General features: G+C 69.5%; 15 protein-coding genes. 7 read left to right on the top strand and 8 right to left on the bottom strand.

Translation table 11 applies throughout. The annotated features are described in order from the left end of the window. Positions 1-9 precede the first annotated feature (9 nt). The 3 genes from Cs7R123_RS02870 to Cs7R123_RS02860 all read left to right on the top strand — a co-directional run bounded on the left by Cs7R123_RS02870 (position 10) and on the right by Cs7R123_RS02860 (position 3,218). Positions 10-1,023 (top strand): DMT family transporter, encoded by a 1,014-nt coding sequence (locus Cs7R123_RS02870; RefSeq protein ID WP_212823213.1) that lies wholly within the window; start codon positions 10-12, stop codon positions 1,021-1,023. 209 nt (positions 1,024-1,232) lie between these two features. Then, positions 1,233-1,976 (top strand): response regulator transcription factor, encoded by a 744-nt coding sequence (locus tag Cs7R123_RS02865; protein WP_244871564.1) that lies wholly within the window; start codon positions 1,233-1,235, stop codon positions 1,974-1,976. A gap of 309 nt (positions 1,977-2,285) precedes the next feature. Then, a complete protein-coding gene (locus tag Cs7R123_RS02860) occupies positions 2,286-3,218 on the top strand; it encodes a hypothetical protein (RefSeq protein WP_212823211.1) in 933 nt (310 codons plus the stop codon). 70 nt (positions 3,219-3,288) lie between these two features. Here the strand turns inward: Cs7R123_RS02860 and Cs7R123_RS02855 are convergent, their stop codons facing one another. The 5 genes from Cs7R123_RS02855 to Cs7R123_RS02835 form a co-directional block, all read right to left on the bottom strand. Beyond that, on the bottom strand, positions 3,289-4,440 hold the full coding sequence (locus Cs7R123_RS02855; RefSeq protein ID WP_212823209.1) for a YncE family protein: 1,152 nt from the start codon (positions 4,438-4,440) through the stop codon (positions 3,289-3,291). A 237-nt stretch (positions 4,441-4,677) separates the two neighbouring features. Continuing rightward, complete coding sequence (locus Cs7R123_RS02850) at positions 4,678-5,517, bottom strand: CHAP domain-containing protein (protein WP_212823207.1); 840 nt, start codon at positions 5,515-5,517, stop codon at positions 4,678-4,680. Between the two features lie 120 nt (positions 5,518-5,637). Further along, the gene (locus Cs7R123_RS02845; protein ID WP_244871563.1) at positions 5,638-6,594 is read right to left on the bottom strand and encodes a cyclase family protein; all 957 of its coding nucleotides are present in this window, start codon (positions 6,592-6,594) and stop codon (positions 5,638-5,640) included. A gap of 266 nt (positions 6,595-6,860) precedes the next feature. After that, the gene (locus Cs7R123_RS02840) at positions 6,861-7,271 is read right to left on the bottom strand and encodes a DUF6069 family protein (protein ID WP_212823205.1); all 411 of its coding nucleotides are present in this window, start codon (positions 7,269-7,271) and stop codon (positions 6,861-6,863) included. 188 nt (positions 7,272-7,459) lie between these two features. Then, the gene (locus Cs7R123_RS02835; protein WP_244871562.1) at positions 7,460-9,526 is read right to left on the bottom strand and encodes a M6 family metalloprotease domain-containing protein; all 2,067 of its coding nucleotides are present in this window, start codon (positions 9,524-9,526) and stop codon (positions 7,460-7,462) included. A gap of 835 nt (positions 9,527-10,361) precedes the next feature. On the opposite strand from Cs7R123_RS02835, the gene Cs7R123_RS02830 reads away from it, so the two are divergent. After that, positions 10,362-11,903 carry an AMP-binding protein gene (locus Cs7R123_RS02830; RefSeq protein ID WP_212823203.1) on the top strand — a complete coding sequence of 514 codons (1,542 nt, stop codon included), beginning with the start codon at positions 10,362-10,364 and terminating at the stop codon, positions 11,901-11,903. A gap of 35 nt (positions 11,904-11,938) precedes the next feature. Next, entirely contained in the window at positions 11,939-13,000 is a 1,062-nt protein-coding gene (locus Cs7R123_RS02825; protein ID WP_212823202.1) for an alpha/beta fold hydrolase, read from the top strand. 58 nt (positions 13,001-13,058) lie between these two features. Here the strand turns inward: Cs7R123_RS02825 and Cs7R123_RS02820 are convergent, their stop codons facing one another. The 3 genes from Cs7R123_RS02820 to Cs7R123_RS02810 are packed head-to-tail and all read right to left on the bottom strand — an operon-like array spanning position 13,059 to position 16,224. Beyond that, positions 13,059-14,399: an MFS transporter gene (locus tag Cs7R123_RS02820; RefSeq protein WP_212823201.1), complete on the bottom strand. Its 1,341-nt coding sequence runs from the start codon at positions 14,397-14,399 to the stop codon at positions 13,059-13,061. After that, the gene (locus tag Cs7R123_RS02815; protein WP_212823200.1) at positions 14,396-15,637 is read right to left on the bottom strand and encodes a cytochrome P450; all 1,242 of its coding nucleotides are present in this window, start codon (positions 15,635-15,637) and stop codon (positions 14,396-14,398) included. Before Cs7R123_RS02815 ends, Cs7R123_RS02820 begins: the two co-directional genes overlap by 4 nt. Further along, entirely contained in the window at positions 15,634-16,224 is a 591-nt protein-coding gene (locus Cs7R123_RS02810) for a sigma-70 family RNA polymerase sigma factor (protein WP_280517272.1), read from the bottom strand. Before Cs7R123_RS02810 ends, Cs7R123_RS02815 begins: the two co-directional genes overlap by 4 nt. A gap of 337 nt (positions 16,225-16,561) precedes the next feature. On the opposite strand from Cs7R123_RS02810, the gene Cs7R123_RS02805 reads away from it, so the two are divergent. Both Cs7R123_RS02805 and Cs7R123_RS02800 read left to right on the top strand, forming a co-directional pair. Beyond that, positions 16,562-17,053 (top strand): hypothetical protein, encoded by a 492-nt coding sequence (locus tag Cs7R123_RS02805; protein WP_212823198.1) that lies wholly within the window; start codon positions 16,562-16,564, stop codon positions 17,051-17,053. Next, positions 17,037-18,011, top strand: coding sequence for a bifunctional lysylphosphatidylglycerol flippase/synthetase MprF (locus Cs7R123_RS02800; protein WP_212823197.1), 975 nt, complete (start codon positions 17,037-17,039; stop codon positions 18,009-18,011). Before Cs7R123_RS02805 ends, Cs7R123_RS02800 begins: the two co-directional genes overlap by 17 nt. Positions 18,012-18,027 lie beyond the last annotated feature (16 nt).

Genomic DNA, 18,027 nt, shown 5'->3' with positions numbered 1-18,027 from the left:
CGTCTGGACGTGAACCGTGACAGCCTGACCGGAGCGGCCCTGTGCAGCTTCGGCATGATGATCCTCGGCGGCTCGGTGAGCCTGAGCCGCCTCGTCCTCGACTATCCGATCCTCACCGGCCAGGCGCTGCGTTACGCCCTGGCCGCCGCGCTGCTGGCGGCACTTCTGCGGCTGTTTCCGCGACTGGGCGGCACGGCCCCCGTGCTCCGGCCCACCCGGCGCGAGCTGGCCCTGCTGACCGCCGTCGCGTTGCTGGGGCTCGCCCTGTTCAACACGCTGCTGCTGACCGCGCTGGACCACGCCGACGCGGCCGTGGTCGGGACCGTCGTCGGGGCGGCGCCGCTCGGCCTGGCGCTGGCAGGGCCACTGATACGAGGCGCCCGCCCGGCGGCCCGGCTGGTCATCGCCGCAGGGGTCGTGGTGCTGGGCACCGCGCTGGTGCACGGCGCCGGCTCCGCGGACGGCGTCGGTCTCGCGGCGGCGCTCGGCACGCTGGTGTGCGAGGTGTCGTTCTCGCTGCTTGCCGCAGCGGTGCTGCCACGGCTCGGAGCGGTGCGGGTGTCGATGTACAGCTGCGCGCTCGCGGTGCCGATGCTGGTGGCGGCCGGGCTGGCCACGGGGGAGTGGGCGCGGCTGCGGATGCCCACCGCGACCGAGGCGATGATCCTGCTCTACCTGGCCGTGATGATGACGGTGGTCGCGTTCCTGGCCTGGTTCACCGGGCTGCGGCTGCTCGGTGTCGAGCACGCGGGCATGTTCACCGGCCTGGTCCCGGTGGCCACCCTGGCCGTCGCGGCGGTGCAGGACCAGGAGATGCCCGGCCTGGCCCAGACCACCGGCGTCCTGGTCGTCGCCGCGGGTCTGCTGTGGGGAGCCGCAGGTGCCCTACGAGGATTCAGGGCCACAGCTGCTCGGTCTGCCATCCTCCGGCGGTCCGCCGGTAACGCAGCCGGGTCGTCGCGGCAGCCGCGACAACCCGCAGACGATCTGACGCCGACCCGCGTGCGAAACCGGACCGGGTAACACGGCCGAAATCTGCCCGGAACTCCAGCGCAAACCCAGCAGTGACAAAGAATTCAGTCGTGAGCGACGGGCGTTTACTCGGATATGCTCATGGCTCCATCACCCGTCAGTGACGCCGGGACCGACGTGACGCCGCCCTCGCACACGGCATTCCCGGTGAGCGACGCGGACTTCCGTCCGGTGAGATCCGCGAACGACGGAGGCGATCCGTGGAAATTCTGTTCCTGGTCACCGCACGTGCTGGTGAGCCCTCTGCTGTGCTCCCGGCGCTCGATCTGCTCCCGCACATGGTGCGCACCGCGCCTCGCGACGTGCGGACCCTCGTGTCGACGCCCAGCCCCGACGCGGTGCTGGTCGACGCGCGTACCGAACTGTCCGAGGCGCGGGCCACCTGCCGGATGCTGCACGCGACCGGGATCGGCGTGCCGCTGGTCGCGGTCGTGACCGAGGCCGGTCTCGTGGCGATCAACGCCGACTGGGGCGTCGACGACGTGATCCTCGCCGGGGCCGGTCCGGCCGAGGTCGAGGCGCGGCTGCGGCTGGCGGTGGGCCGCCTCAACTCGGCGACCGCGGCGGCCGGCGGCCTCATCCGCGGCGGTGAGCTGACCATCGACCCCGACACGTACGCGGCCAAGCTCAAGGGACGCCCGCTCGACCTCACGTACAAGGAGTTCGAGCTGCTGAAGTTCCTGGCGCAGCACCCGGGCCGGGTCTTCACCCGCGACCAGCTGCTGCGCGAGGTGTGGGGCTACGACTACTTCGGGGGCACCCGTACCGTCGACGTGCACGTGCGGCGCCTGCGCGCCAAGCTCGGCTCCGAGTACGAGGCCATGATCGGCACCGTACGCCAGGTCGGCTACAAGTTCGTGCTCCCGTCCTCGCGCCCGCAGCGCTCCGACGACATGGAGTCCAGCTTCGCCGACGCGCTCCTGGTCGACCTCGACCTGGTATGACCTGACGGGTCCGTCCCGCGCCGCTCGCGGCGACCGGACGTCACGGAAGCGGCGGACGCCTGGTTGCGTCCGCCGCTTCCGGCTGTCCGCAGCGCGGCACTTTGGTGGGATGCAGATGGAACAGGCCGGGACCCGTCGTGAAACCGGGCAGCAGAACATTGACAATGCACGATACGGTGTGCGACGGCGGGGGCCTCGGTAGTGCGATGAGGGATCACTCCGGCCACCTGTCGAAGTCACCGCATCACGGCTCGTGCCCCTCTCGCGGCAGTCCGCCGCCCCTCGCCGTTCAGGCCGAAGGAGTCCGCCTTGTTCACCCGTTCACCCCACCTCGCCGGCCGGGTCGCCGCGCTGGTATCGGTAGCCTGCGCGCTGATGGCCTGCAGCGGAACAGGGTCCGATCCGGACTTGCCCGACATCCCCATCGCCGTGGCGGCATCCATGTCGCCGGCTCGGCCACTGACCGGGCCGGAATACCAGCAGTTGCTCGCCGCCGCCGACGCCGAACTGCGCACCGCGGTGGCAGGCTTCGCGCCCGCGCGTACCGGCGCGGCAGTCCGAGCGGCCGGTGACGCCCTGTCCAAGACCGCGGCGGCCGTCCGCACCCGGCTCATGGCAGCGGTGGTGCCGCCGTCGGCGACATCCGGCCACGCGTCGCTGCTGCGTGCGCTGGACTCATTGGCGTCCCAGGCCAAGACCGGCGGCGTGCTGTGCGCGGGGTCTGCCGCGCTCGCCATGCTGAGCCAGGCTCCGGCGATCGCCGACCTGCGTGCGGCGGCTGACACGCTCGCCAAGGCCGACCCGACGTTCCAGTTCGGCAAGTCGCTGCCGGGCAGGACGGAACTGGCCAACCGCAGGCTCTCCAACGGCACGATGCTCAAGAAGCTGTCGTCGCACGGCCCGGGTGAGCTGAAGGTCGCGAACGCGTCCAGCGACGCCGTGATCAGCCTGGTGAAGTCGGGCAGCAAGAGCCCCAGCCTGAGCGTGTACGTGCGCGGGTCGGGAAGTTTCACGGTCAAGGGTGTCCCCAACGGCACGTACTCGGTGTTCTACACCAGCGGCAAGGACTGGGACGCGAAGGCCAAGACCTTCACGCAGCAGTGCTCCTTCGCCAAGTTCGACGATCCGCTGAAGTACAGCACCAGCGGTGGCCAGTACACGATCTGGACGATCAGCCTGAAGAAGGTCGTCGGCGGCAATGCGTCGTCGAGTGCAGTCGATCCGGATGCCTTCCCTGGCTGACGTGGACCTGCCGGTGGGGCGCGGGCACAGCGCCGCGTCCCACCGACCTGGGGCGTCGTTCACGGGCTCTTCACCGTGTGAAGTCCAGTGTCTCCAGGGTGCCCTGGTTGCAGGCCACATGGACCAGCCCGTCGGGGCCGACGGCGATTCCGAGCGGGCCGTCGGGTGGAACGGGCACTGTCCGCCGGAGCTCGAACATGCGATCTGGCCGTTTCGCAGCGGCGAACTGGAACACTTTTCCGTGGTGGGTGTCGGTCAGGTAGAAGCGCTCGGGGTCGGAGGGATGTGCCGCGACATCACCGAGGCCGGCTCCTACGGTGATCACTTGTCTTTTCCGCCCGAGCTCGGTGTCGATGATGTGCAGTCCGCCGTCACGACAGGTGACGAAGAGCGTGTCTCCGGCGGCGTTGACAGCCAGGGAGCGCGGTATCGCCTCCAGCGGAATGGACCCCACCACTTCGCGCCGCACCGCATCCACCACGGTGACGGCCTCGCCCGCGGCGGCGGCGACGAACAGTTTTCCGCCGTCAGGGCTGCTCGCGACCGCCACCGGCACCCGGCCGACCCCGCCGATCGTGGCGGTCGGCTGGAGCGTCCGCGCATCCAGGATCCATAGGCTGTGGTCCCACATCGAGGTCACGTAGACCAGGTGGCCGTCGGGGCTGGCAGCCAAGCCGCGAGGTGCCCTCGGGCCGGACACCATGCCGGTCACCTTTCCCGCCGCGGTGTCGACGATCACGAGGCGGCCGCCGCGCCACGGCCGGAAGATGCTGACCAGGGCGAGTCCGCTCTGGGGCAGCGGCAGGGCCGTCACGGCGCCCCGGCCGACCGGCGCCAACCGCGCCGAGCCACGTGCCACGTCCACCATTGCCAGCGTTCCGCGCCCCCAGGCGCACGGGACATAGGCGGTGGTGCCTGCCGGATCCAGCTGCACCGCTTGCGGGTTCCGGCCGACGCGGACCAGCTGGACACGACCAGGATCGGCGTCGGAGGGCAAGCGCCGGACGACGTACTCGCCCCATAGGACAGCGGCGGCGACCGTGAGGCTTGCCAGGATCACCGCGATGCCGGTGACCCGGGACACGACAGGGTCGGCGCCGAGTTCGATGGCAGCCACGCCCGTCAGACAGGCCAGTATCAGCTCCGGCCGCATCGGTGTGCGTGGGCGGCGCAGCACCCCGATGACACCGACGACGATCAGGAACACCGCCGCCAATGCCATGATGTTGCTGCTTGCATTACCCGACATCATGCCTCCGAGCGAACATGCAGATCGATAGTGATCATTGCATAGTTTCCCGGGTGGGACTAGATCAGATCGAGCGCGGTGACCCTGCGCCACACGGCAGACGTTTCCGTCGTCGACCGCGCGATCCGGAGCGGGTGGGCCTCGACCGGGTCGTGCGGTCGAGGCCCGCCCCTCATCGGCCGGCTGCGGCGGTGTACGTCACCGCCCGGATCACTTGAAGCGGACGAACTGGGAGAACTGGCTGTTGGCCGTGCCCACCGACACGGTGCGGTGGCTGTAGGCAGACCCGCCGTTGTAGTTGTACTCGTCGACCTCGAACGTGCCGTTGGAGTTCACCCTGGTCACGAACGCGACGTGACCGAATGTGCCGCCGAGGCGGACCGCGACGTCACCGGCCTTCGGGCTGCCGTACACCGGGATGCCGGCGCTGCGGGCGGCGTTGGCCCAGTTGTTGGCGTTGCCCCAGTGGACGCCCGCGTAGTAGTTGTGGAAGGCGACATCCAGGCGGCTTCGCACCGCCCACGCGGCGAAGCTGGTGCACTGGCCCTTGTAGAAGTTCCACGGGTCGACGCCGGTCGTCTGCCCGCGGTAGGGGTAGTCGTCCTTGGCGGGGTAGCCGCCGCCACCGGTGGGCGCGGGCTGATGCGAGGCGTTGTTGTTCTTCAGCGACGCGTTCAGGTTGACCTTCGCCCCGGACGCGATGTCCTGGGACGTGCCACCGAAGTCGCTGTTGAAGTACACCCGGATCGTGCTGCCGGTGCGGTTCCACGCCGACGCCGCGTTGTTCTTGATGCACTGGCCCTGGCCGTTGCCGGCGCTCTGGAACTCGTAGCACGTCGGCTGGGTGGCCCCGTAGTCGGCCAGCGACGATCCGTGGTCGGAGATCGACCCGGCGAAGTCGCTGTTGTAGTAGTAGCAGAACTCGCCACTGTCGCAGACACCGTCACGCGACGCCGCCTGAGCCGGTGCTGCGGCGACGCCGACACCGGCCACCGCGATGGCGATGGTCACGCCGACGGTGCGCAGCGCGCGTCCGATTCTCCCTGACATGCTTTGCCTCCCCGGGATGGAACTGAAGTGCACGGTGAGGCGAATGTACGAAGCCGACTTCCACACTTCATACATTTCCGCTACAACCGTCCCATCGCGCCTGCGAGAGCGGCACCGTGGTCAGAAGGTCGCGATCGGGTTGACCGGGCTGCCGGACGTGCCGGCGAAGCGGACCGGTGCGACGGCGAGCTGGAAGTCCCACTGGCCGAGCTCGGTGGCGGTGGCGGCGCACGCCTCGAGGTCGCAGTTGTCGAGCATCCACAGCCCCATCGCGACCAGGCTCACGGCGTGCACGGGCATCAGCACGTCCGGGTAGCCCGACGGCTGGACGTCCTGCGGGGTGTCCGCGCCGATCAGCGCGACCTGCCGCTCGTGCAGCCACGGCAGGCATGACGCGTGCCAGCCGGCCTGCGTGAAACCGCCGGTGGGGCCGGCTTCGTGCCGGGCGCGGCCGTAGCCGGTCCGCAGCAGCACCGCATCGCCCGGCTGCACCCGTACACCCTGGCGGCGCTCGGCCGCCTCAAGGTCGTCGGGGAACACCCCGTGCCCCGGCGCCAGCCACGGCACGTCGCGGACCGCCGCGACGTCCAGCAGGACACCGCGCGTGACGATGCCGTCGGCCGCCGCCGTGACGGCCGCCCACGCCGACCCCGACGCGGCGTCGACCAGCGAGTGCGGCCGGCCGTTGTACATCGTGCCGTCCCAGAAGATGTGGCACGGCGAATCGAGGTGGGTGATGGTGTTGCCGTGGAACGAGAGGTCGAGCCGTTCGGACGAGAAGCCCCAGCGCCGGTCGTCGTGGAACGCGGCCACCGGCATGTTCTCGGCTCCGGGCATGTCGGCGGCGCAGGGGCAGGTCGTCGTCGACCGTTCCATGTCCTGCGGCACGGTGATCTCCCATGCGCAGGAGACGCTCCGGCCGTGGCGCACGGCCCGCGCCGCCGCCAGCCGGACGGCGTCGGTGACGTGGTTCAGCGTCCCGAGCTGGTCGTCGTCGCCCCACCGTCCCCAGTTGGAGAGCGTATCGAAGTATCCGAGCACGTCGTCCTGCGTCGGCATCGGTCGCTGGACCGTCATACCGGCATCGGCTCCTTCAGTCAGGTTACGAAGTGAAGTGGCGACCTGGCGAAGCTTCACCGGCTTCAGGCACGTCGTGCCGCCTTGGCGAATGAAGCCTGCTGTCTGACGAACCATCCGTCGGCCTCGGCCACCGTGGCCGACGGAGGAAGATCAGACGATCCCGCAGCGGCGGTCTCGGCGGCGATCCTGACGATATCGGTCGGACACCGTTCCGGGTCCGTCGGGGATCGTCTGCGCCTCGATCCGTGAAAGTGTTCCGCCGTTCACGCGGGCAGGCGCCGGGCGACCGCCGGCACCACGATGACGGCGGCGACCAGATGGGTGAGCATGAGCAGCGCCCTGGTGGACGCCGCGGCGTCCGCGAGTACGTCCGGAACCAGGGACAGCACGGTCAGCACCACCGTCGTCCAGACGAAGACCCGCCGCGGGTGCCGCGCCGTGCGCAACAGCACCACGGCGAGGATCAGCCCCACAGCCGAGAACAGCGCGGTCAGCATCCCGAACCCCATGATCGGGATCGACGCGCCACTCACGTCGAGGCTGATCCCGGCGGCGCTGCCGGCGGCGGCGACCGCGCTCGTGGCGGCGCTGGCGACCGCGATGGCGACGACGCCCGTCGCGAGCAGCCGACCCAGGCTCGTCGTCGGCTTCGTGGCGGTGTCGGTGGTGGTCATGGTGTCCTCCGGTGATGCGGCGGCCGGCTCGTTGCCGGCTTCTCACCAGAGGTCGAACGGCGCACCGCCGGAATCGACACGGCAAGCGGGACAATCTCGCGGCGGCGGGGACGCCCCGCCGCTCAGGCGGCGGGAGACGACCCTTTGCGTGGCCGCCTCCCGCCGCATCCGCTCACCGCTTGCCGAACCTAGGCGATGCTGCAGGTGGCGGTGGCTGTCTTCGTCTGGTTGCTCTCCGAGGTCGCGGTCATCCGGATCTGGGCGGTCGGCCCGGCGCCCGAGGCGCGCTTGGCGTAGATCTGCACCGGCACGGTCTGGCCGAACTTGGCCGTGACCACGGTCGCCGGCAGGGTGACCGTCCATCCGGTGCTGGTCGTCGTCGCCGAGATCCGGTACACGTCGGCGGCGACGTACGGGGTCACGTCCTCGGGGTGGCCGGACGGCACGGTCCCGGCCTGGCCGGTGTTCTGGACTGCCAGCGTGCAGGTGGTCCAGCCGTCGGCCGGTGGTGAGGTTCCGGTGGCCGGGGACACGGCAACGCCGCGCACGTGATTGCCCGCGCCGTCGAGCGAACGTACGGCGACGGTGTAGGACAGGACGCCGGTGCCGTCCCGCTGGATGTCGAGCACGTACACATGCAGGCGGTTGGCCTGGTCGATGTACTCGTACTCGCTGCCCGAGTCGGTGCCGGCGTGGAACAGCGCGTCGGAGAGCTGCCGGTAGTCGCCGATGGTCATCTTCTGCACCGTGCCGTTGGGCCGTACGAAGTCCGTCTGGTCGATGTCCTGCGGGTTGGCGTCGACGGTCCAGATGAACGGGGCCGTGTCGCTGTTCTTCGTCTTGGCCAGCAGCACGCCGGAGTCGGGGGTGAACGAGTCGAAGCCCATCCGGTCGACGACCTCGATGGTGTAGTTGTTGTACCCGCCGCCGTCACACCGCGGGTTGGTGCTGGTGCTGCACGCGGGGCTGCGGTCCCCGCCGTCCAGGGCCACGTTCAGGCCGGTGAGCCCGGCCGTGCCGGGCTGGACGGACCGGGCGGTGACCCGGGCGACCACGAGCCCGGAGCTGGACAGGGCGTTGCGGGACAGCCGCAGTACGTTCCGCTCGTCGACGATCCCGAGCTTGATCTTGTTGCGGAGCATGTGCTGCGCGCCCATGCTGGCGCCGCCCGTGGCCGGGATGAGCCACCGGCTGTGCGGGCCGCCCGGACCGTTGAACGTGCCGCGGTCGAGCATCTCCCAGGGTCCGCTGTAGGCGCGGCGGGCCGGGGTCGAGTACGGGTTGTTGTAGTTGTCGGCGATGCCGAGGATGTGGCTGAACTCGTGGGCGTAGACCGACATCCCGGAGCTCTCGGCCTGGGTCGAGCTGCCGGTGACGGCGTTCGGCCAGATGTTGGCCGACGCCTGCCAGGAGGTCCACTCGATATACCGGGTGTAGTTCCAGTTGGGCAGTGCCGTGTCCGGCGGGCCCCATGCGTCGGTGACGCTCTCCTTCGTCGGGAACTTCATCTCGCCGAACTCCTGCCAGGTCGACGACTCGTCCTGCCCGGCGCTGAGATAGAAGACGAAGTCGTACTGCCCGACCACGGCGCTGCCGACGTCGGCGACCCAGGCGGCGCGGGCGTCGGTGCGCAGGTCACGCTGGCAGGAGTCGCCGCTCGGGCAGCCCGAGCCGCGCTGGAAGCTGTCGATCCCGTACTGGTGGCTCTTGGCGGGCATCTGGTAGACGCCGAACGCGCCGAGTTCGATCCCGTACCGGCCGCCGGAGTCCTCCATCCAGTACTCGTGGATGGTGTGCCCGTGGTTGAGCTGGCTCGGCGTGTTGAGGAAGTCCCGATAGAACTGCGGCACCTGCGCCCGCGGCAGGTTCTGCACGGCCGTCGGATTGCCGTAGATGGTGGAGTTCGCGGGCCGGGTGACGACGAAGGGCTGGTTCGGGTAGTCCACCAGCACCAGCGCGCCGCGGAAGGTGCGCACCGAGCCGTGCACGGCCGGGTTCGCCCAGTTCGTGCCGGGGACGGACCGGTAGTCGGCCCAGGTCATGGTGTCAGGTTGCTCGAAGTTCTGCGGGTCGACCGGTTGCGGCGCGCCCGCGGCGAGACTCCGGGGCTGGGCCTGCTCCTGTTGCCACGGCTGCGTCTGCGGCCAGTGCCGCCGCTGCCACGGGTTCGACGGCGGATCCGGCAGTGGGCTCGCCGCGACCGGCGTCACGGCCAGCCCACCCCAGGCCAGCGTCAGCACTGCGACCCAGGCCATGCCGCTTCTCCAAGCGATCATCGCGCGCCCCTCGGCAGGTAGGAGTCAACTCATAGTCATATTGACATTGATGAGTCACTGTCGCTACGTGCTCCGGGGCGGCTGGCACATCTCCGCGATCGGCCCACCGCACGGATCATCCAGGCGGTCCCCGCCGACCTGACCTGATGCTGCTCCACGCGCGGTTCCAGAGCCTGTCCGCCGACCCTGGCCCGCCGCCCGCCGAGGATCCGGCCGAGCTGGCGTCGTTCGAGCGCGCGCTCCAGCTGTACCGGGCGCTGGGCGACAAACCGACCTGGGCCGAGGCGTTGCGGCATCTGGGTATCGCGGCGCACGCGGCCGGCCGCCTGGACGAGGCGCGCGAGCGGCTGGGCCATAGGCATGGCCCATCACTACGAGACGGTGGCGGTCATCAATGTCGGAGATCCCGACCCAAGGTCCAGAACTCATGGCGGACCTGGGTCGGGACAGCATGATCTGGTAAGGCGGCGAGGTGAATCGCCGCCTTACTGATCGTTGGGTGGCCGGACTCGGCCATCTGCCTCGGCTTGGTGCCGATGGTCACGCCTCGTTGACGACGAACATGGACATTCACCTCCATCAGTAGTCCGGTGGCGCCATGTTAAGCACGGCCCGCCGCCAATGGCAATGACACATATCAATCCCACGCCGATTAGTAGATAGACAATGACGGATTGGGGCATCCTGCGAAATAGCCCAGCCGATCCGGCGCACACCGCTCAAATAGAACAGAGATAACCCGCGCGAGGGGTACGGATATCGCGGCCGTAAAGCAACCAGAGGCACATCGGCGTACCCGGGTTAGGGAGCTCACATGAATACCCCCAATTACGTGCGGCACGGCCTGGAACTGTTCGCGTCGTACGCGGACCGCGAGGCCCTGGTCGCGGGCGAGCGCCGGATGTCGTACGCCGAGCTGCGCACCGCCGTGCTCGACCTGGCGACGAACCTGCGCGACCACGGCGTGAAGCCCGGTTCGTCGGTCCTGATGATGTTCGCCAACCCGATCGAGGGGCCGATCGCCCAGCTGGCGCTGCACCTGCTCGGTTGCCGCACGTTGTGGATCATGCCTGGCAACAAGCAGCGCGAGTTCAACGAGTACACCCAGCTGCTCGCCGAGTCGGATGCCTTCATGTACGACCCGCGTACCCACGCCGACAAGGGCGCGGAGCTCGCGGCGTCGGCGCCCGCGGTGCCCGTGTTCTGTCTCGGGCCCGGCGGTGTGGGCCCGGACCTGCTCGTGCCCGTGGCCGACGGCGCCGCGCCGCTGGACGTGGAGAGCTTCGACACCGAACCCGAGTCGATCTTCCAGACCTCCGGCACCGTCGGCACCCCGAAGCTGGTGCACCACCGCAACAGCTTCTTCGCGCAGGCCCAGGCCCTCGCGGTGGCGTACCGGGACTCGGGGCTGCCGTCACTGCGGCAGTACTCGATCTCCCCGTTCTGGGCGGTCAGCGGCCAGATGACCGCGTTCCTCGTGATCTTCGGTGGTGGCATGCTGGTCCTGGGTGCCACGTTCGATCCCGAGGGCTTCCTCAAGGTCCTCGAGCGGGAGAGGATCAACTCGACGTTCCTGTCCCCGGCGATGTTCTACGAGGTCCTCGACCACCCGGCCGTCGAGACGACGGACACGTCGAACCTGTTCATGTTCAACCTCGGCGGCGCGGGCGCGAACCCGGCCCGGCTGCGCCAGGGCATCGAGCGCTTCGGCCCGGTGCTGCGCATCATCTACGGGCTCAGCGAGTCCACCATGGTCACCACGCTGCCGGGGCTTACGTACGACCCGGAGCACCCGCAGCGCATCGGCTCGGCCGGCACCGCGTACGGCGACGTGCGCATCGAGGTGCGCGGCGAGGACGGCCGCACGGTCCTGCCCGTCGGCGAGATCGGCGAGATCTGGATCGCCAGCAACCTCAACATGGCCGGCTACTGGGGCGACCCGGAGCTGACCGCGCAGACGCTCGTCGACGGCTGGGTGCGCACCCGCGACCTCGGGTACGCCGACACCGACGGGTACCTGTACCTGGTCGACCGGATCCAGGACATCATCATCTCCGGTCTCGGCGCCCGCAAGATCCACTCCCGGGTGGTCGAGGACGTCATCGCCGCCCACCCGAGCGTGAAGTCCGTCGCCGTGATCGGCGTTCCCGACGAGAAGCTCGGGCAGGCCGTCTACGCGTACGTCGTGCCGACCGAGCCGGGCGCGGTCACCGACGAGCAGCTGCGGGAGCTGGTGAAGGTCGAGCTGATCCCGCAGGCCGGGCCCCACCACGTGGAGTTCGTCGAGCGGCTGCCCCTGACCCGCTCCGGCAAGGTCGACAAGAAGGCACTGCGGGCGCAGTACGCCGCCCGCTGACCCATCCCAACCCCTCTGGAAGAAAGCAGGAACGCTTGAAGCGCCTCAGGTCACTCGCGTTGGTGCCGGTGCTGCTCGCGGCTCTGGTACTCGTCCCCGCCGAATCGGCGAGCGCGTCCCTCGCGTCGATGCACTGCACCCAGCACACGCTGCCCGTCCGGCTCTCCGAGACCGGTGCGGCCAGCTACAGCATGTGGGGCGAGCTGTGCTACCGGGGGCCGCGTCAGCCCCGTACGGTGCAGCTGCTGGTGCACGGGGCCGGGTACAACCACGTGTACTTCGACATCCCGTACGGCAACGGGTACTACTCCTACGTGCGGGCGGCCACGCTCGTCGGGTACGCGACGTTCAATGTGGACCGCATCGGCACCGGGCGCAGCTCGCACCCGGTCAGCCCCCTGGTGAACATCGCGGGCGGCTCGGTGGCGCTGCACGACGCGATCACCGCGCTCCGCTCGGGCGCGGTGAGTGGCACCGGCTTCGGCAAGGTGATCTGGGTCGGGCACTCCTACGGGTCGATCTACGGCTGGAAGGAGATCTCGACGTACCACGACGTCGACGCGTTCATCAACACCGCGGCGCTGCACGTGTTCAACCAGCCGCACCTGAACGCGAACATCTTCCCCAACTTCTACGGGGCGTCGTCGGATCCCGCGTTCGCGGGCCTGGGCCTGGACCCCGGGTACCTGACGTCGAAGCCGGACATGCGCCACCTGATGTACTACGTGCCCGAGACCAGCGACGCGGGCGCCCTGGCCGCCGACGAGGCGAACAAGGACGTGGTCAGCTACACCCAGCTGACCGACCTCGCCGCGATCGTGGCGCTGCCGCCCGCGTCGGCGCTGACGCAGGGCGTCACGGTGCCGACGCTGATCCTCAACGGACAGGCCGACCCGATGCACTGCTCGGCGGTCGCGGAGGACTGCACCAGCTCCGAGGTGGTGCAGCAGTTCGAGTCGCAGTACTACCCGCCGCAGGCGCAGCTGCGCACGGTGCTGATCCCGAAGACGGGCCACAACACGGTCACGAGCACGACGTCGCCGTACAGCACCGCGGTGATGCTGGCCTGGTCGCTGTCGGTCGCGGCCCCGTACTGACACCAACCCCGCACACGCGAACGCCCGGCCGCGACATCGCGGCCGGGCGTTCGGCTGTTCATCTGGTACGCGCGACTGTGCTCGGCTCCGTCTGCGCGCTCGGCTCCGTCTCCGCAGCCGTTTCCGTGGCCGTCGCCGCGGTCTGGGCCGGGGCGGGTGCGGGAGTATCGGGTGCCGGTGTCGCCTGCCCGGCGGCCCACCTCTCCTTGAACAGCAGCGGCAGCAGGCTGACGGCCAGCAGCACGATCGAACCGACGAGGATGGCCCGGTTCAGGCCGAGTCCGTCGACCGACCACCCCGCCAGCAGGCCGCCGAGCGGGATGCCGATGAACGACACGGCCGCGGCGACGCCGAAGACGCGCGTCTGGAGCTGGGCCGGGGTGCGCTCGTACAGCATCGCGCCCATGATCGGGTTGACCGACGAGATGGCGAACCCGGCGAGGAACGTGACCACGAGGACCAGCGCGAGGTTGTGCGACAGGCCCATCACGAGCAGCCGCGGCGCGCTGCCGACGACGAGCCCGACCACGAACGCGACGTAGCGGGGCAGCTTCGTGGCCAGCATGATGAAGACGATCCCGCCGAGTACGCCGCCCGCCGCGAGCGCACCCGAGATCAGGCCCAGCGCGGCGGGGGACTTGAGCACCTCGCCGACCCACAGCGGCACGAAGACGGTGAACGCCTGCGTGAACAGGTTGCTGGCCGTGGTGATCAGCACGAGCGCGAACAGCAGCCGATCCTTGCCCAGGTGCGCGAAGCCGCCCTTCAGCGCGGTGAAGTAGGGCTCCTTCACGGTGGGCGCCGGGTTGGCGCCCGGCTCGGCCGGGTCGGCGGGCGGCATCTTCACCAGGGTGATGACCAGCAGCGCGCAGAACGCGAACGAAGCCGCGTCGAACCACACCGCGCCGCGGGCGCCCAGCCAGTAGATGAGCACGCCGCCGACCGGCGCCCCGACCAGCGTCGCCGTCTTCGTGAAGCCCTCGTACAGCGCGGTCATGCGGACGATCGGGATCCCGGCGGCCTTGGCGATCGGGCGGTTGATGACGTTCTTCGACCGGTCGGCGATGCCCCGCAGGCCGCCGCCGATCGCCACGAGGCCGAGCAGGACCAGGTAGTTCATGCCGGGAAGTCCGGCGATGCCGGCCATCGCGACGGCGCTGGCGATGTTGGCGACGATGATCGTGCGCCGCAGCCCCACCCGGTCCGCGATCGGCGCCGCCAGCACGCCCGTCAGCACGTAGGGCAACATCTCGGCCGCCACCGCGATGCCCATCTTGCTGGGGCTGGCCGTCGTGACCCAGATGAGCCACGGGATCGCCAGCACCGAGATCCGGCTGCCCATGGACGACACCGTGTCGGCGATCAGCAGTGATATGTAGGGGACCTTCGGTTTGTTCATGCCTTCACCTCGCCGAGATCGACCGGCAGCCGCCGGTAGCCGCGCAGGAGCAGTTGGTCGTTGCGTTCGGCCGCGCCGATGGCGAGGTCGGGGAAGCGGCGCAGCAGCATCGGGAAGGCGAGCTGCCCCTCCAGCCGGGACAGTGCCGCCCCGAGGCAGTAGTGCGGTCCCGCGCCGAAGCTGAGCGACTGCAACCTCGGCCGGGTCGCGTCGAACAGGTCGGGGTCGCGGTAGCGGCCCGGGTCGCGGTTCGCGGCGCCGAGCAGCACCAGCACCATCGAGCGGGCCGGTACGCGTACCCCGGCGATCTCGCGGTCGTCGGCGACCCAGCGGCTGATGTACTGCAGCGACGCGTCGTAGCGGATGATCTCGTCGACCGCGTCGGTGAGCAGCTCGGGGTCGCCGCAGATGCCCTCGGCCAGGCTCGGCCGTTCGAGCAGGATCGGCAGTCCGTTGCCGAGCATGTTGATGGTGGTGACGAAGCCCGCGTTGAACATCAGCACGAGGTTGGCGACGACCTCGTCCTCGCTGAGCTGGTGGTGCTCGCTGTCCAGCACCTGCACGAGGGTGCTGACGAAGTCCTCACGCGGCCGGGCGCGCCGGTCGGCGATCATGCCCCGGTAGTAGTCGAGGATCTCCCGGGTCACCGCGTCGGTGGCCAGCAGCACCTCGGGGGACTTCGCGGTCTGGTCGAGATAGTCCACGATCTGCTGCACGCGTGGCCGGAACCAGTCCAGGTCGGCGTCGGGGATGCCGAGCAGCCCGCCGACCACGCTGGTCGGCATCAGGTACGCGAACTGCGAGATGAAGTCGACCTCGCCGCCGTCGGCCGCGGTGGCGGCCATCCGGTCCATGAGCGCGTCGACGATACGGGCGATCATGGGTGCGAGCGCGTTCACCCGGCGCACCGTCAGCACCTGGTGGAACAGCTTGCGCATGCGGCCGTGGTCGGGCGCGTTGGTGAACATCATCGTGGTCATGAGGGTCGTGAGGGTGGGGTGCTCGCGCCACGTCGTGCTGCCGAGGTCCTGGTGGCGGCTGTCGGAGACGAGGAAGCCGGGATCGCGCAGCACCTGGTCGACGGCGTCGTAGCCGTGCACGACCGCGCCGAACGGGCCCGCGACCCCCGGGGTCACCGAGGCGGCGCCACCCAGGGCGTGCAGCGCCGTGTAGTGCGGGTACGGGTTCGCGCGGCCCGCGGGGGAGAACAGCTCGCGGATGATCGTGTCGGCGTTCATCCGAGCCTGCCCGCGCTCATCGCCGCAGCGGGCACGGGCTCCGCGGGGGCGCCGTTCATGCAGTGGTCGAACTGCATGCGCAGCCGCGCCCGGCCGCGGGTGAACGCGCTCTCGACCGCCTTGGCGGTCAGCCCGAAGGAGTCGGCGATCTCCCGGTTGGTCATGCCCTTCGCCCGGGCCAGCATGATCTGCTGCTCGCGGCCCCGCAGCTGGCTCGCGCGCTCGATCATCCACCGGCCCAGGTCCAGCTCGACGAGCTGCTCGTCGGGCCCCGGGGACCGCTCGACGAACGCCACGCGCATGCGCAGCCGGCGCTGGCGGTCCCCGTCGCGGTAGTAGTCCACGCACAGCCGCAGCGTGGTGGTGGTCAGGAACTCGCCGACCCGGTCCTCGTCGAGCCGGGGGAAGAGCACACCGCGCAGCAGCACCTCCTGTACGCAGTCGTCGACGTCCTGGGGGTTCCACAGCCGCTTGCGCACCAGACGTGTCACGTGCTCGCGGTAGGAGAGGATCAGCCGCCAGCGTCGATCATCGGGACGCGGCGGATCTTCGGATGATATGGGGGGAGTTCGGTCGTGATTAAACATGGCCAACCTTCCCTTTCTCGGACAGGCTTCGCCCTGCTTTGGCCAGCTTGTGAAATGGCTGAACTCATGAATCAGACATTCACGTAACTAAAAATCTGGATGTGTCGATCTAGACACCATGCCAGAGCAAGACCGACTCCGGCAAGTGATCGGAACGGATGATTCTTCGGCCCGTCGGCGCAGTATTAATGTCCGGCTTTCGGCGGTTATATAGGAACGCTTCCCCGTCATTCGGATATGCGATTCACGCTGAAATCAGACAGCGGTGAGGGTCGATTCGATCGGTGGCGTAACACCGCTTGAACACACCCGATCGCGCCAAGCCTGGAGGTGGCCGGTGGATGCCCACAACCGGTTCGAGACACGTACGACATTCACTCTGGCCAGGCTGGAGTGGCTCACCGCCCTGGTGGTCGCCAGCGTGCTCGGGATCCTGCACATCGGCGAGATCCGCTGGCCGGTCTTCATCGGCTTCTTCCTGGTCATCGACGTGATCGGGTACATCCCCGGGGCGATCGCGTTCCGGCGGGCGCCCGGCGGCGACATCTCGCGCGGCTACTACCTGGCGTACAACATCATGCACAGCCTGGTGACCAACGCGATCCTGGTCGGGCTGTGGTGCCTGCTGGTCGGGCCCGAATGGGCGCTGCTCGCGGTGCCGATCCACCTCTTCGGCGACCGGGCCCTGTTCGGCAACACGCTCAAACCGTTCGGGGTCCCGTTCGAGCCGCACCTCAGCCCCGCGTTCGCCGAGTTCGAGCGGGCGTACGCCGCCGAGCCGAGTACCCGGGCACGCAGCGGGAAGGTCACCCATGCTGTCGACGCGTGAGGAGCTGGAGGCGTACAGCGATCACCCCAGCGGCTTCCTCGCCCTCAACTCCGGCAACCAGTACTACCGCCACCCCGGCACGCGCGGCGTCATCTCCTACCGCGAATCGGGCCGCTACCTCGTCGTATTCGGCGGCGTCACCGCCCCGCCCGGCGCGGACCACGACGGGCTCCTCGACGGCTTCATCGCCTACGCCGCCGGGCGGCGGCGCCGGATCGTCGCCATCCAGGTGCCGCTGGCCGACGCGCCCTCGTACGCCGAGCGCGGCTTCACCGTCAACCAGGTCGGCGCCTCGTACGCGCGCAGCCTCGACAAGTTCTCCCTCGGCGGCGCGAAGTACATGCGGCTGCGCAACAAGATCTCCCGCGCGGTGCGCGCCGGACTTGAAGTATCCGAAGTGGACCTGGCTGGAGCGCAGGCCGAACTCGACGCCGTCGACAGACCGTGGCTCAAGGCCAAGGGCGTCCTCGTCAAGGAGATCACCTTCCTGATCGGGGAGCGCACCGGCGAGTACGCCAAGGACCGGCGGCTGTTCGTCGGGCGCCTCGACGGCCAGACCATCGGGTACATCACCTACTCGCCCGTCTACGGCAGCCGGCCCGGCTGGCTGCACGACCTGACCCGGCGCCACCCCGACGCCCCGCCCGGCGTCATGGAGACGATCAACTCCACGGCGATCACCGCGCTGCGCGCCGAGGGCTGCGCGTGGCTGCATCTCGGCTTCACCCCGTTCGTCGGGCTCGACCCCGGGCACGCCCTGCCCGGTGGCAGCCGCCTGGTCGACCGGATCGTGACGTTTCTCAGCCGCCACGGCGAGCACGTCTACCCCGCCCAATCGCAGCTCGCCTACAAGGAGAAATGGGGTGTCGACGTGGTCCTGCCCGAGTACGTCGCGTTCCAGGGCTCGCCGCGCCCCGGCGCGGTATGGCGGCTGCTGCGCGTCACCAACTCGATCTGACCACGGGAGAGATGTC

The sequence above is a fragment of the Catellatospora sp. TT07R-123 genome (genome assembly GCF_018327705.1).
Classification (GTDB): Bacteria; Actinomycetota; Actinomycetes; order Mycobacteriales; family Micromonosporaceae; genus Catellatospora.
Note: the sequence above shows the minus strand (reverse complement) of the source record. Positions and strands in the feature narration are given on the sequence as shown.